Origin of the sequence: Halosaccharopolyspora lacisalsi (genome assembly GCF_014137975.1) — a bacterium.
In the GTDB taxonomy this organism is placed as follows: domain Bacteria; phylum Actinomycetota; class Actinomycetes; order Mycobacteriales; family Pseudonocardiaceae; genus Halosaccharopolyspora; species Halosaccharopolyspora lacisalsi.
The window spans coordinates 283,509-297,671 of sequence record NZ_JACGWZ010000006.1 but is presented as its reverse complement, the minus strand read 5'-3'; the positions used below and the strand labels follow the sequence as shown (position 1 = coordinate 297,671).

At 69.6% G+C, this 14,163-nt stretch carries 10 protein-coding genes and 1 pseudogene; 1 reads left to right on the top strand and 10 read right to left on the bottom strand.

Translation table 11 applies throughout. The features are described from left to right. Positions 1–155: 155 nt before the first annotated feature. From FHX42_RS20230 to FHX42_RS20200, 7 genes are all read right to left on the bottom strand, one after another. The gene (locus FHX42_RS20230) at positions 156–1,394 is read right to left on the bottom strand and encodes a sensor domain-containing diguanylate cyclase (RefSeq protein ID WP_220480599.1); all 1,239 of its coding nucleotides are present in this window, start codon (positions 1,392–1,394) and stop codon (positions 156–158) included. Between the two features lie 166 nt (positions 1,395–1,560). Then, on the bottom strand, positions 1,561–2,907 hold the full coding sequence (locus tag FHX42_RS20225; protein ID WP_182545999.1) for an alkaline phosphatase PhoX: 1,347 nt from the start codon (positions 2,905–2,907) through the stop codon (positions 1,561–1,563). 129 nt (positions 2,908–3,036) lie between these two features. Beyond that, the gene (locus tag FHX42_RS20220) at positions 3,037–3,276 is read right to left on the bottom strand and encodes a hypothetical protein (RefSeq protein ID WP_182545998.1); all 240 of its coding nucleotides are present in this window, start codon (positions 3,274–3,276) and stop codon (positions 3,037–3,039) included. A gap of 60 nt (positions 3,277–3,336) precedes the next feature. Then, positions 3,337–5,130: an IucA/IucC family protein gene (locus FHX42_RS20215; RefSeq protein WP_182545997.1), complete on the bottom strand. Its 1,794-nt coding sequence runs from the start codon at positions 5,128–5,130 to the stop codon at positions 3,337–3,339. A 26-nt stretch (positions 5,131–5,156) separates the two neighbouring features. Beyond that, positions 5,157–6,455, bottom strand: coding sequence for a lysine N(6)-hydroxylase/L-ornithine N(5)-oxygenase family protein (locus FHX42_RS20210; protein WP_182545996.1), 1,299 nt, complete (start codon positions 6,453–6,455; stop codon positions 5,157–5,159). Then, positions 6,452–8,149: an IucA/IucC family protein gene (locus FHX42_RS20205; protein WP_182545995.1), complete on the bottom strand. Its 1,698-nt coding sequence runs from the start codon at positions 8,147–8,149 to the stop codon at positions 6,452–6,454. Before FHX42_RS20205 ends, FHX42_RS20210 begins: the two co-directional genes overlap by 4 nt. Then, positions 8,146–9,729: a pyridoxal phosphate-dependent decarboxylase family protein gene (locus tag FHX42_RS20200; RefSeq protein WP_328796484.1), complete on the bottom strand. Its 1,584-nt coding sequence runs from the start codon at positions 9,727–9,729 to the stop codon at positions 8,146–8,148. The genes FHX42_RS20205 and FHX42_RS20200 overlap by 4 nt, the downstream gene beginning before the upstream one ends. Positions 9,730–10,128: 399 nt before the next feature. On the opposite strand from FHX42_RS20200, the gene FHX42_RS20195 reads away from it, so the two are divergent. Next, positions 10,129–11,067 carry an ABC transporter substrate-binding protein gene (locus FHX42_RS20195; protein WP_182545993.1) on the top strand — a complete coding sequence of 313 codons (939 nt, stop codon included), beginning with the start codon at positions 10,129–10,131 and terminating at the stop codon, positions 11,065–11,067. Positions 11,068–11,118: 51 nt separating this feature from the next. Here the strand turns inward: FHX42_RS20195 and FHX42_RS26010 are convergent, their stop codons facing one another. The 3 genes and pseudogenes from FHX42_RS26010 to FHX42_RS20185 all read right to left on the bottom strand — a co-directional run bounded on the left by FHX42_RS26010 (position 11,119) and on the right by FHX42_RS20185 (position 14,112). Further along, positions 11,119–11,331, bottom strand: coding sequence for a hypothetical protein (locus tag FHX42_RS26010; protein WP_235987584.1), 213 nt, complete (start codon positions 11,329–11,331; stop codon positions 11,119–11,121). Between the two features lie 122 nt (positions 11,332–11,453). Next, positions 11,454–11,756 (bottom strand): annotated as a pseudogene (locus tag FHX42_RS27900) (alcohol dehydrogenase catalytic domain-containing protein); the annotation flags it as partial. 268 nt (positions 11,757–12,024) lie between these two features. Further along, positions 12,025–14,112, bottom strand: a complete 2,088-nt coding sequence (locus FHX42_RS20185) for a sensor domain-containing protein (protein ID WP_182545992.1) — start codon at positions 14,110–14,112, stop codon at positions 12,025–12,027. Positions 14,113–14,163 lie beyond the last annotated feature (51 nt).

Genomic DNA, 14,163 nt, shown 5'->3' with positions numbered 1-14,163 from the left:
GCGTCGATCAGTCTCCCTGAACACGGTGAACTCGCCGAGCACTGAGAACAAGGGGATCGGTGATCATTTGTCACCCCCGCCCACTGACGGTCATCCGTTCGCGCGACGGCGTTCACGAAGGCTTCAGACCTCCGAGCGGAGGGAGCTCCGACGAGCTATCGAGCGCTGGACTTGTACCGGTACATGTCCCGGTCGGCGTCGTGCAAAAGTTCCTCGGGGGAGGTGGCCGAGTCGGCGGTGGTGGCCAAGCCCACGCTGGCACTCATTCGGAGCGGGTGGCCGGAGACCGTGATGTCGGCGTCCAGGCGACCGGTGATGCGGTCGCGGAAGGCCTCGGCAGCCGGGAGGTCGGGCACGAGGGACAGGACGACGAATTCGTCGCCGCCTAGGCGGGCGACGGTGTCGCCGGGGTTGACGGCTTGCAGCAGTTCGTCGGCGGCGGTGATCAGCAGCCGGTCGCCGACGAAGTGCCCGTGGTGGTCGTTGACGGGTTTGAGGTTGTCGATGTCGGCCAGCACCACGGCCAGGATCCCTCCGTCCGCGGCGAGCTGGGCGCGTTCCTGCTCGAGGCGATCCAGCAGCAGGGTGCGGTTGGCCAGCCCGGTCAGCGTGTCGTGCAGGGCCATGTGCGCCAGGTGGCTGTTCTGCACTCGCCCGTCGCCGACGGTTTCGAACTGGTTGACGAGGTAGGCAGGTCGCTCGTCGGGACCGGGTACGACGCTGGAACGGATCAGCATCCAGAACGGGTGCCCTCGGCGGTGCCGGTAGCGTTTTTCCAGGCTGACCGTCTCGCGACGACCGGCTACCAGGTCGGCCAGGGCCTCCATGCCCGTCTGCTGGTCCTCGGGGTAGGTCAGCTCGGTGAAGTGCTTGCCCAGCAGCTCGGCACGCCGGTAGCCGACCAGTCGGCACAGCGCGTCGTTGACCTCGGTCCAGTATCCGCGCAGATCCAGCAGCCCGATCCCGATCGGGGCGTGCTCCAGGCTCCGGCGCCACAGCAGTTCGGCCTCCCGCCGAGCGCTGATGTCCTGGATCTGCGACAGGAAGAAGCACGGCTCCCCGTCGGCGTCGCGGACCAGCGTGCTGCTGACCATGGCCCAGACCATGCTGCCGTCGGAGCGCAGGTAGCGCTTCTCCATCTCGAAGCGCGCCTCCCGCCCGGCGATCATGGCCGCGATGGTGTCGGAATCGATGGCCGGATCATCGGGGTGGGTGATGTCCCGGGGAGGTTGCCGCAGCAGGTACTCCCGGCTGTAGCCCAGCAGCTCGCACAGCGCCGGATTGGCGTAGATGATGCGGGCCTGCAGGTCCAGCACCGCCACCGGACCCGCGGCCTGTTCCAGGACCGTCTGCCACGGCACACCACCGGGCATCCGGACATCCTGCGCTGCCATCGCACTTACGGTATCCGAACAGCACCGATAGTCCCAGTGGTAAGTACCGCCGGGGCGCATCGAGGCCGAAAGAAGTACCCCCTTCGGGGTGAGCCCGGACCACGACCCGAGGTCACCGTCGGCCGGCGCTGTCCCGGGCAGCGCCGGCCGACGGCACGGCCGCTCGTCAGAGGGCGCCGTTGTTCCAGGGACCGGTGACGGCGTAGGTCACACCGGGGGTCTGCACGTTGAAGAACAGCACGCGCCCGTCCGGGCTGAACGTGGCACCGGCGAGCTCGCTGGTGTTGGAACCGTTCAGGGCGGCGAGGTCGAAGATCTCGCCCTTGGTGGTGACGCCGCGCAGCATGTCGGATCCGTCGCCGTCCTCGCACAGCACCAGCCCGCCGCTGTTGGGCGACACGCAGATGTTGTCGGGGCTCTGCAGCAGCTCCGGGTCGGTGGACTCGTAGACCAGGACGAGCTGGCCCCCGGAGTCGCCGTTGGGCCGGTACTGCCACACCTGCCCCAGGCCCGCGTCGCCGCCGCTGGTGGAGTTGACGAAGATCGATCCGTCGCCGTACCAGGCTCCCTCCAGCCGGGCGAACACCGCGCCGCCCTGCTCGCGTCCCTGGTAGAACACGGCCAGCGAGTCACCGCTGTCCGGGTCCGGGTCGGCGATGTCGACCCACTCGACCGGCAACGGCCGGCCGGGCCGCTGCCCGAGACGGGTGTCGTAGCGGGGCTGGTCGACGATGGCCAGCATCTGCAGCCGCCCGCCCGCACCCAGGTCGGCCGGGTCGTCGGGAACGAACCGGTAGAAGCCCGCGCTGCCGCGGTCCTCGGTCTCGTAGACGATGCCGGTCGCCGGGTCCACGGCGACTGCTTCGTGGGTGAAGCGTCCCATCGCCTTGTAGGGCACCGGCTCTACCGGCCCGTCGGCGTCGACGGGTACTTCGAAGACGTAGCCGTGCGGGGTCTCGACGTCGAGCCCGGTGAAGGTTTCCTCGCAGGACAGCCAGGAGCCGTGCGGAGTCGGCCCACCGGCGCAGTTGCGGATCGTGCCGGACAGGGACGGGGACGTCTCGAGCAGGCGCATCTCCTCCGGGTCGAACACGAGAGTGGTGGTACCTCCGGCGGCTGCGGGGTCGTAACTCGGCGAGGCGAACGCCGTCCCCTGGCTCTGCTCGTGATTGCGGACGAGCCGGATCGTGCCGTCCTCCCCGGCGAAGGCGGCCATCCCGTCGTGCCGAGCCGGTGTGGGATTGCCGTCGGACATCGGGGTACCGGTCTGGCCGAAGGCGACGTAGGAGAACCCCGCCGGCAGCAGCAGCTCGCCGTTCGGTGACGCCGGCTGCAGCGGACCGTAGCCACCGTTGTCGGCGGCCTGGATGCCGCGGTTGTTGCCACGGCCGGGACCGGCCGCGGCGGCGGTGTTGCCCATGAGCGCCTGCAGGGCTCCCGCCGCGCCAACCGCGCCGGTGCCGGCGAGGAACCGTCTGCGGTTGAAACCGGCTTTGGAGGAGTCGTTCGTCATCGGTGTCTCCTGCGGTCTGATTCTGGACGTATCCGACCGAATCGCACGAAGGTGACATCCGTGTGAGCGAGGACTCTCCGGGAACTGACGATCAACCGATAATCCGCTCCGCCGAGCGACCACGCGGCATCACTCGGGTCCCGCGGGAGTGCGCGCGATGCAGCTCGGGCACGCGCGGGGCGTGTTCGGATCCCACGGCTCGTCGCGAACCTCAGACAGCTCGGCACCGCACAACGCCGTTTCCCCCTCGACCGCGTGCAGCAGCCCCGGGGAGTTCACGTCCTGGTCCGACCTGGACACGAGCCGCCCCGCGCGAGGAACGCGGCTCAGCGCCGTACTCCTCGCGCCCTCTCCCACCTTCAGCTCCATGGAGACACGGTAGGTGCTTCGCGGGGGCTCGGCCCGCGAAGCACCCGGCCCCGGCACCGCTCACGACCCGGCATCGCTGCCGGGGGCACGCAGCGGGTTGGGGATGCTGCCGTGCACGGCGGCGTGCGGACGTTCCGAGCGGTCGCGGTAGGTGTCGAGGAGGATGCGGTTGCGGTTCAGGCACAACCGGTCGATCTCCGGCGTGAACAGGTCGAACAGCTCGAAGCGGTCGGCGAGTTCGGGGAAGCGCTCGTGGTGGGCCAGCACCTCGTCGCGGACCATCCCCCAGAAGGTGTCCTCAGGCACGCCCAGGTGCTCCTCGGCCAGCGACGCGAGGTAGCGGAAGTGGCCGACGAACAGCCCGGTCTGGATGAACTGGGGCAGGAAGTCCGGCGGCTCGCGCAGCAGCGCGGCGTCGACGTCCGGGGGCATGTCGTCGAGTTCGGGCAGCGGTGTCGCGCTGATGTTGACGTCGTCCACGAAGTCCTTGACCGCCAACCGGCTGGGCGCGTCGTCGAGGTCGAAGACGACGATGGTGTTCTCCCCGTGCGGGGAGAACACGATGCCGTACTGGTACAGGAAGTGCAGCAGCCCGGGCAGCAGCGCGCCGAACAGCCGGCGCAACCACTCCTGCGCCCCGAGGCCCGAACGCTGGACGAGCTCGTCGACGAACGCCCGGCCGTCGCGATCGACGTGCAGCAGCGAGGCCAGCGTCCTGGCCCGCTCGTCCGGGTCCAGCTTGCCGCCGAGCGGCTCGCGCCAGATCGCCCCCAGCAGCTCCTTGTACTGGTAGGGCACGTTCTCGATCTCCTCGAGCACCGGATGGCGCACCGTCACCGACGCGATCTCGCCGAGCAGGACCGCGCGGGCCTCGTCGCGCAGGAACGGGTCCGACTCGGCGATGCCGAGGATCCACTCGGTCACTGCGGGGGCGGCGACCGTGCGCTCGGTGGGCAACCCGCGCCACACCAGCGTGTTCAGGATCGACAGCGGCAGTTTCACGTGGTTCCGCCGCGGGGCGTCGATGTTGGCGAACGTGCGGATGGACTGCTGGGCGAGGTACCTGTCGGGGCCGTCGCCGAGCGGCACGATGCGGCGGGCCGCGACGTCGGCGGCGAACAGCGGCAGCACGGTCTCGTCCCACTGCCACGGGTGCACCGGCATCCAGAGGTAGTCGTGCGGATCGAGTCCCTGGTCGATGAGGATCCGCTCGAAGCCACCGCGCTCGGCGTCGTCGAGTTCGGAAGCCAGGAGCTTGTCGTGGGCGAGTCCCTCCACCGCGCGGTAGTCGGCGAGGGACCGGTGCACCGCCATCCACGGCAGCCGGTGCGTGTGCCGCGACTCCGGCGCGTGATGGGCGGTGTCCTCGGCGGAGAATCCCATCCGACCCTTGTTCGGGATCAGCCAGGGGTGGCCGGTCTGGTGCCCCTCGAGTTCGGCGTAGGGCAGGTCCGCCAGCTCGTCGGCGGTCAGCCCCGCACCGAGGAGCTTGGCGTCCGCGGCCAGGGTGGCGGTCAGCTCCCGGGTGAGGTGACCGGTGGTGTCGCCGGTCATCCCCAGTGACGCGGAGGCGTCGAGGAAGAACCGCAACGGGTCCTCGGCGGGATGGTCGGCGCCGTCCGCGGTGCGTGTGATCGTCCTGGGGTTCACGCGGAAGTCCCCGCACCGCCCTCGGCGCGCGGAGAACGTGTACGACACCGGCCCGGGGAAGTCGACGCGGTAGCGCTGCGGTCCGGTCTCGACCGGTACCAGCAGCTGTTCGTAGGACAGCTCGCCGAGTGACTTGGCGAGCAGTTCCCGGCACGCGCTGCGCCAGTTCTCGTCGGTGAGTTCGGTGGGTGCGGACAGGGTCATCGGAGTCCTCCAGCGGGAAGGGGCGTTCAGGAAGCGACGCCGAACGTCGTGAAGGCGCTGCGCTCGGGCAGCGGAAAGGAGTCCCGGCCGGTCACCGAGTTGAGGATTCGGGCGGCGCGGTGCGCTCCGAGTCCGAGGTCGGGGGCGCCCACGCCGTGGGAGTGCATCTCGGCGTTCTGCGCGTACAGGCCGCCGGGCACTCCGTCGCCGAGGGCGATCCGGTAGTCCTCGCCGACCTGGTAGCGGCCCCGTGCGTCCCACTCGACCAGGTCGACCAGCGGGTCGAGGCAGGAGGGGCGCTCCGCGCTGTAGCCGGTGGCGGCCACGACCCGGTCGGTGGTCACGTCGAAGGTCCGGTCCTGCTCGACGTGGTGGCACGACAGCTCGATCCCCGCCGTGGTGCGGCGTGCCTCGGTGACGGCGACGTTGGGCATCAGCATCGCTCCGGGATCCCGTCCTCCGAGGCTGCGCTGGTACAGGTGATCGTGGATCTCGGCGAGCGTTCCCGCGCTGCTGGCCTTGTACAGCTGCCACTGCTCGGCCAGGACGCGGTCGCGGGTCTCCTGCGGCAGGGTGCGGAAGTACTCGGTGTAGTCGGGCGTGAAGTGTTCGAGCCCGAGCTTGGAGTACTCCATCGGCGCGAACGCTCGTGACCGCGTGAGCCAGCGCAGTCGCCGTCCCTCCCGCTCCTGCGAGCGCAGCAGATCCAGCAGCACCTCGGCGCCGGACTGGCCGGAGCCGATGACCGTGATGTCCTCGGCCTCCCGCAACGAGTCGGCGTGGTCCAGGTAGGACGCGCTGTGGAAGACCTCCTTGCCGGGCAGCCCCCGCAGCGGTTCGGGCAGGACCGGCGTGGTGCCGACGCCGAGGACGACGTTGCGCGCGGCGAGCGTCTGCCTGGTGGCCGTGTGCACGTCCTCCGACTCGACGCGGAACACCTCCTCGGCCGGGTCCCAGTCCACCGACACGACGCGCCGGCCGAACGAGCAGGACGACAACGACTCGGCCACCCACGCGCAGTAGTGGCTGTACTCGCGGCGCGAGATGTGGAAGTTCTCCGCGAAGTAGAACGGGAAGAGCCGCTCGTGCTCCTTGAGGTAGGACAGGAACGACCACGGGTTCGTCGGGTCGACCAGGGTGACCAGGTCGGCGAGGAAGGGCACCTGCAGGGTGGTGCCCTCGATGAGCAGTCCCGGGTGCCAGCAGAACCGCGGGTTCTCGTCGAGGAACGCCACGGACAGGTCCGGCACCTGTTCGGCCAGCGCCGCCACGGACAGGTTGAACGGACCGATGCCGACACCGACGAGGTCGTGCACGTGGGTCATGGGGGAGTGCCCACCTCCGCGATCGGGTTGGTGATGTCGCAGTACACGGACTGGGATTCCAGCGGGCCGACGAGCTCGTCCAAGCCGTCCATCCTGGTCAGGAGATTCGCCTTGCACCTCAGGGTGGGAGCGTGCGCCAGCGTCCGCGCCAGCGACAGGTCCGGGAAGTCGCGCAGCCGCCGGTGCAGCACGGCCAGCAGTCGTCGCTCGTCGGCGAGTCCGTGCGAGCCGAGCGCTCCGACGAGGCCGAGCAGGTTGTTGATGCCGATGTAGTAGCCGAGACGCTCGTCGATGATCGCGTCGTCCCAGCGGTTGACGCCGGCCACGCCGATGTCGGGCAGGAATCGCTCCAGCTCACCGACCCGGCGCTGCGAGATGTAGTAGCCCTGGTTGTCCCGGTACCAACCGCCGCGGGGCCACCCCTGCTCGTCGAGCAGCACCACGGTGTTCTGCTGGTGCGCTTCCAGGCCCAGCCCGTAAGTGCGGTACAGCCAGAGCACGGGTGCGATCACGGAGTCGAAGTAGCGTGCGCACCATCGCTCGGCGACCGCTCCGGAGTCCTCTCCCGTCGCCGCGGCCAGGTTCGTGACGATCGCGGCGATCTCCGAACTGTCGCGGTCCGGGCGCTCGGCCAGCAGACCCGCCACGCAGGCGGCCCGGTCGTGCGGACCGAACGGGTTGTCCCGCACGACGAGCTCCAGCCCGCTCTCGGTCGCGTCCTCGACGTCGACGGCCAGCCAGGCCGGGTCGCGCACGATGCCGAAACCGGGATGGGCCTCGGCCAGCGCCGCCGCCAGCCCGGCTTCGAGGATCCGGTCGATCTCCAGCCCGCGGCGCAGCTCCGCGCGGAGGTTCTCCCGCTTGGAGTTGGTGATCGGCAGTCCCAGCGAGAACTTCAGCATGACCGGTGCGTCGGGGTGGTACACCGTGCGGATCGAGGCGGTCGGATACCAGTGCGCCCCCGACTCGCCCAGGTCGCGCAGCAGTCCGGACTCGAGCAGGCCGCGCACGCCGGGCCGCGACCGCACCTCGCGGGCCTGCCACGGGTGCGCGGGGACGGGCACCATCCCCTCCGGCACGTCCGGTGCGAAGTCGGCCACCAGATCGGGCCCGTCGCCGGAGACGACCGAGCGGTCGGCGGCGAACCAGTGCAGGGGAAAGCTCCCGCGCAGTTCCGGGGAGAACCGCTCCGAGTCCGCCTCGCTCAGGCCGAGTCGGCTCTTCGGGGCGGGATGCGTGGGATGCCCCAGGATCAGCCCCTGCTCCGCGGTCAGGAACGGTGTCGCGCCGACCGGGTCCTCCGGCGTCTCCGAGCGGGACCGCACGTAGTGGGCGATGCGGGTGGTGGAGTCCGCGACGCGTCCGACGAGATCGGTGACGGCGCCGGGATCCGTACCGCGCCCGGCGGCCGCCTCGACCGCGAGCAGCGCGGCGACGGTGACCGCGGAGATCGCGACTCCGGTGTCCAGGCTCACTGTCCCGAAGCGGTGCTGGCCGACGGCCGAGTGGTGGATGACGACGGCGCGCAGTCGTACACCTGCCGCCGGAAGTTCCAGCTCCAACACGCCGTCATCGGGCGGGGACAGGTCGTTTTCCCGCATCCAGCACCGCAGCAGCCCGTCGACCGCGGCGATATCGGCCACACGGTCCGCGTTGGTGACGTCCACGGGCGTGCGTTCGGCGGTTTCGGTCATGGCGTGGCCTTCTCCTTCTGTCCGGCCGCGTCGACGTCGGCGAGCAGCGCCTCGATGTCCGCCTCGGTGGCCCGCGGGTTGAGCACGGTGAGTTTGAGCCAGACCGCGTCGCCGAACTCCGTGCGGCCGACGACGGCTCGGCCGCTGTCGAGCAGTCGTCGACGCAGCTTCGCGTTGCGGCCGTCGGGATCGCCGTGCTCGGGCAGGTAGCGGAACACGACGGTGGTGAGTACCGGATCCCGGTACAGCTCCAGCCGCGGATGCGCGCTCACGTGGGACGCCGCGTGCCGGGCGAGGTCGTGGCAGCGGTCGACCAGTTCGCCGAGTCCGTCGCGCCCCAGTGCCCGCAACGTGACAGCGATCTTGAACGCGTCCGGGCGACGGGTGGTGCGCAACGAGCGCCCCAGCAAGCCGCGGTAACCGGCCACCTCGTCGTCCTCGGTGTTGAGGTAGGCGACGCGGCGCTCCAGCGGTTCGAACAGGGCACGGTCCCGGGTGAGCAGCACCCCGGCGGCGACCGGTTGCCACCCGAGCTTGTGCAGGTCGAGCGCCACCGAGTCGGCCCTCCGCACGCCACGCAGCAGCGGCGTCAACCGCTCGGAGAACAGCGCCCCGCCGCCGTAGGCGGCGTCGACGTGCAACCACACCCCGGTGCGCTCCGCGACGTCGGCGATCCCGACGAGCGGATCGATCACGCCCAGGTCGGTCGTGCCCGCCGTGGCCACGACGGCGATCGGCACCTCGCCCGCCTCCCGCGCCTCGACGATGCTGGACTCCAGCGCAGCCGGGTCCATGCGGTGTCGGTCGTCCACCGGCACTCCGATCACGGAGTCCTCCCCGATCCCGAGGACACCGGCGGCCCGGGCCACCGAGAAGTGCGCCTCGGCGGAGCAGAAAACCCGCATCGGCCCGCGCTCCCGCATCCCCGACGCGGCGGGAGCCACGCCCGCCGCGTCACCCAGCGCGTGTTCCCGGGCGAGGAGCAGGCCGGTGAGGTTCGACTCGGTTCCTCCCGAGGTGATCGATCCGGTCGCCGCGTCCGGGTGGTAACCGACCAGCTCGGCCAGTGCCCGCAGGACGGAGGACTCCACGACCGTGCCCGAAGGGCCCTGGTCCCAGGAGTCCAATGAGGAGTTGAGCGTGCTCGCCACCAGGTCCGCCGCGACCGCGACCGCGAGCGGCGGAGCGTGCAGGTGGGCGGCGCAGGCCGGGTCGGCGGGGTCCACGGCGGACGCGGTGAAGACTTCGGCCAGTTCGGACAGCGCCTGCTGCTCTCCGACTCCTCCGGAGGGCAACGCCTCACCGACGTCGGCCACCGCGCGGGTGACCGCATCCGGGCCTCCGGCGGGCAGCGGACCGTCACGTTGCACCGCGCCCTTTCCGAGCGCGTCGAGCGCGGTCGCGAGCAGCGGGCGCAGGTGCTCCGGGCCTCCAACGCCGCCCGCAAGCCGGTCACTGACCGTCACGCATCTCACCTCGTTCTCGTACCGGTTGCCACGTTCCCGCTGCTCGGCCTCGGCCGCGGGCGAGGAGACACACTCGTCCAGGGGCTGCTCGACGGAAACGCGGAGGAGGGTCACCGCTCGAGGGCGGATCATCACGGGAATAAATTAGGTTTGCCTCACCTTGATAACAGCACCATAACGACAGTCGCTGATCGCCACAAGGGGCGCCGTGGCACGCCCGGCGCCGTCGACGCGCCAACGCGCCAAGGACGCACGCCCTTCGATCGAAGCCGGACTTCCTCGCCGAAACGAGCCGAAAGCGCGACACGGGAACGAACCGGGCATCTTCCGCACTGAGCACACCGGTCAAGGACTATCCACAGTGGCCGTTCTTGCGCGGTCGATGCCGATCAAGTCCCCCCGGCGCGCGTGCGCCCGAAGCTTCGCCTTCCGGGTGACCTATCTCGCGATCCTGGCCAAGCCAGCTTCATTAGGTTAGCCTTCCCATGCTTTTTCGGCACGAGAGGAAACACCATGACCCGCGCCCGCCATGCCCTCACCGCAGTGGCCGCGCTGCTGACCCTGCTCCTCGTCTCCGCGTGCGGGGCCTCCCCACCGGAGCAGGACTCGCAGTCGGGAAGCCGCGTCATCACCCATGCCATGGGTAAGACCACGATCACCGGTACTCCCCAACGTGTCGTGGTGCTCGGCACCGGCGAGCTCGACGCCGTACTCTCACTGGGAGTCAAGCCGGTCGGCCTGGTGCGGCCCTCCTCCAGCTCCCCGCTCCAGCCCTATCTCGCAGACAAGGTCCGCGACGTGCCGATGGTCGGCACGATCAAATCCCCCGACCTGGAAAAGATCACCAAGCTGAAGCCGGACCTGATCCTGTCCAGCAAGGTCCGAAACGCCGAGCGGTACGAGACGCTGAGCAGGATCGCACCGACCGTGCTCTCCGAAACGGTCGGCAAGACCTGGAAGCAGAACCTCCGCCTCGCCGGCGAGGCACTCGGCAAGAAGCAGCAGGCCCAGCGAATACTCGACCGCTACCAGGCCAAGGCCGACTCGATCGGCGCCCGAATCGGTGACCCCGGCAAGACCGAGGTCAGCATGGTGCGATTCCTCTCCGGCGGCACCATCCGGCTCTACGGCAAGGGCTCCTTCATCGGCACCATCCTCTCCGACGTCGGGTTCTCGCGTCCGCCCAACCAGCGCGTGGACAAGACGTACACCAAGATCAGTCGCGAGCTGGTCTCCCAGGCCGACGGCGACCTGCTTTTCCACGCCGCCTACGGCAGCGGGGGCAAGGCCCACCAGGAGGAGGTGACCCGCTCGGTGCAGTGGAAGTCGCTCAGCGCCGTCCGCGACGGCAAGGCGTCGAAGGTCTCCGACGGCCTCTGGTACCTCGGGCTCGGACCGATCGCGGCCAACCTCGTCCTCGACGATCTCGCCGAGCGCGTCGCCCCGAAATGAGGGCCGGAGTTCCGTGGGCACCGCAGTGCTCCGGCGCGACGGTTCCGGTCCTCAGGAGAAAGTCAGGACGGGCTTGAGCGCGCCGCCCTGCTCGGAGTCCTCCACCGCCCGGTTGATGTCCTCGAAGGCGTAGGTCTTGATCAGCTTGTCGATGGGGAACCGGCCCTGCTGGTACAGCTCGACGAGCTCGGGGATGAACACGCGAGGCACGCTGTCGCCCTCCACGATGCCGCGCACACCGCGGCCGAACAGCAGCGAGGACATGTCGATCGAGACTTCGGTACCCAGCGCCGCGGCCCCAGCAGCTCCAGGGGCGCGTTCGGATCCACTTTCACCGCGTTGCGCTCGGTGGCCAGCGCGTGCGTGGCGAAGGACGACTGTCCGAAGAAGGCACCGTGCACATCGCCCGCGTCACGGTGCAGCGGCGTACTGCCATCGGCGCGCGAACCCGCGAAGTTGGACTCGAAGAAATGGTCGCAGTACGTGGGGCGGCCCCGGACGCACGTGCGGCAGCCGCCGCACGAGTTGAAGGTGAGCACGACTTGATCGCCGGGAGCGACACAGGTGACGCCGTCACCGACGGATTCCGCGACCCCCGAACCCTCGTGACCGAGCACGGCCGGCAGCGGCACCGGGTACCACTGGTCGCGGACGATCAGGTCGGTGTGGCACACGCCGGATCCGACCATTCGCACGAGGACCTCACCCGACGCGGCACATCCAGTTCGAGGAGGCGGGGGTGAAGGGACCCCTCGGGATTCGGTCAGTGCAGCGGTGACACGCACGGTGCGGTGTTCGAATTTCGAACGCTCGTCGGGCGCTCCCCCGTCGACGGCCTTGCGGTGGGCAGCTGCCGAGTCCGGCACCGCGATGGCTGTGGGTCAGCAGCGTGGGGTGCCGGACCGGTCCCGCATCCGGTCGCTGAACACCGTCACTTGAGGCGCCCGCTCCACCCGCCTACGACCGTGGCCTCCGTACTGGTGCGGCGGCGATGAAGTCGCGGAAATCGGACGGAGGCAGCGGAGCGGAGAACAGGTAGCCCTGGTAGGCGTCGACGCCGATCGCGCGGAGCAGGTGGTGCTGGGTGGCTTCCTCGACCCCTTCCGCGACGCAGAAGCTCCCCATCGTGCGGACCAGCTCCGTCACTGCTCGGTTGATACCCAGATCCGTGACCTCCGTGCCCACTCCCGCGACGAACTTCCTGTCGAGCTTGACGATCTGAGCGGGAAGCTCCTTGAGCCGGGCGAGCGAGGAGTAGCCGGTACCGAAGTCGTCGATGGCGAACCGCACTCCGAGGTCGACCAGCTCGGTCATCGCTCGACGCGGTTGGGATCCCAACTCGGAGAACACCGTTTCGAGCATTTCCAGGACCACCCGATTGGGATCGACTCCCTCGTCGTCGATCATCGAGCGGACTTCCGCGACGAAACCGGGCTGGTCGGGTCGAAGACCGCCCAGGTTGACCGCGATGCACAGCGGGTTTTCCCCGGGAACCTGCCAATCGGCCGACTCGCGCAGCGCCCTCCGGAGAACACACCGGTCCAGGTCCGCCAGCAGCCCGCCTTGCGCGGCCACGTCGAGCACGACGTCCGGCGTCAGCAACCCGAGTTCGGGGTGGGTCCACCGCAGCAGCGCCTCCGCGATGATGACCGAACCGTCGTTGGCGACGATGGGCTGGTAGTGCAGATCCAGGCGATCACGTTCGATCGCCGCTCGCAGGTCCTCCTCGAGCGCCAGCTGGTCACCGTCCGAACGGATGGAATCGACGCGTTGCCCCTGCTCGATTCGCCGTTTCCCCAGCATCGCCGCCTCGGAGGACTGCAACAGATCTCCGACGCTCGCGCCGGAGTCCACTGCCGTCGTCGCACCGACGGAGGCCGAAAGGTGCACCATCCGCCCGCGCAGGGGCACAGCGATGCGGAAGAGATCGTCGACTGCCCGCGTGAGGGTTTCGAGTTCGTCGGGGGAGCCCGGGTGGGAGCAGACGATCACGAATTCGTCCCCGTAGAAGCGGGCGGGTGTGCACTTCGGCGGGAGCTCGGTGGTGAGCCGCTCGGCCACGGCCACGAGCAGCTCGTCCCCCGCCTCGTGGCCGAGCGAGTCGTTGACGCGCTTGAAGTTGTCCAGGTCGCAGAACAGCACGGCGAGGTCGGCGCTGTCCGCGCCGAGCAGCGAGGACAGCAGCTCCTCGAAACCCCTGCGGTTGAGCAGCCCCGTCATGTCGTCGTGGGTGGCCTCGTGGCGCAGCACCTCGGCCTGGCGAACCTGCTCGGTGACGTCGTGGAAGACCGCCAGCCAGGAACGGCTCCCGTCATCGCGCACGGAAGCCCTGCTGGAGACCTGGCACAGCACCAGCTCACCGTCGGAGCGCACCAACATGCGGTGCGGAATCGGCTCGTCGACACCTCCGGACGCGGGGCCGGACGTGCTGGGAAGGAGTCCGTCGCCCCCGTCGCGGGGGTGCAGGAGGTCGCGATCGGTCTTGGCCCACAGCTCGGACAGCCGGTACCCGAGCAGGTCGCCCAGCGCGCCGTTGGCGTCGAGGAAATTGCCCCCGTCGTCCAGCAGCGCGATCCCCGAGGAGGCGAGCTCGAACAAGTCGGCGAACTGGCGCCGCGACCGCTGCTGACGTACGTTCGCCTCGCTCTCGTCCCGGGTCACCTTGATGAAGCCGTCCAGCTCCCCGGCGGGAGTCCGCTGGGCCGTGATCACCACGTGGGCCCAGAAGCGCTCCCCGTCCCTGCGCACACGCCAACCCCGGTCGATGAAGAACCCGTTCGCGGCGGCTTGCTCCAGTTCCCAGTCCGGATACCCGACAGCAACCGCGCCTGCGGGGTAGAAGCAGGAGAAGTGCTTACCGATGATCTCGTCGCTCCGGTAGCCCTTCACCCGTTCGGCCCCGGCGTTCCAGCTGGACACGTTGCCGTCCGCGTCGAGCGCGAAGATCGCGTACTCGCGCATGTCCTCGGCGGCGAGGGCCTTCGCCGCGCCGGCCTGCGCAACCTCGACCCCGTGGTTCTCGAAGGCCCTCGGCCCATGCTCCATGTCGACTGCCTCCGCCGTTCCTTCAGGGCACCGTGAGAGTAATGCCAACTA

Coding starts and splice junctions, on each gene's coding strand:
- FHX42_RS20230 (WP_220480599.1), bottom strand. CDS start 1,394: ATGGCAGCGCAGGATGTCCGGATGCCCGGTGGTGTGCCGTGGCAGACG.
- FHX42_RS20225 (WP_182545999.1), bottom strand. CDS start 2,907: ATGACGAACGACTCCTCCAAAGCCGGTTTCAACCGCAGACGGTTCCTC.
- FHX42_RS20220 (WP_182545998.1), bottom strand. CDS start 3,276: ATGGAGCTGAAGGTGGGAGAGGGCGCGAGGAGTACGGCGCTGAGCCGC.
- FHX42_RS20215 (WP_182545997.1), bottom strand. CDS start 5,130: ATGACCCTGTCCGCACCCACCGAACTCACCGACGAGAACTGGCGCAGC.
- FHX42_RS20210 (WP_182545996.1), bottom strand. CDS start 6,455: ATGACCCACGTGCACGACCTCGTCGGTGTCGGCATCGGTCCGTTCAAC.
- FHX42_RS20205 (WP_182545995.1), bottom strand. CDS start 8,149: ATGACCGAAACCGCCGAACGCACGCCCGTGGACGTCACCAACGCGGAC.
- FHX42_RS20195 (WP_182545993.1), top strand. CDS start 10,129: ATGACCCGCGCCCGCCATGCCCTCACCGCAGTGGCCGCGCTGCTGACC.
- FHX42_RS26010 (WP_235987584.1), bottom strand. CDS start 11,331: ATGTCCTCGCTGCTGTTCGGCCGCGGTGTGCGCGGCATCGTGGAGGGC.
- FHX42_RS20185 (WP_182545992.1), bottom strand. CDS start 14,112: ATGGAGCATGGGCCGAGGGCCTTCGAGAACCACGGGGTCGAGGTTGCG.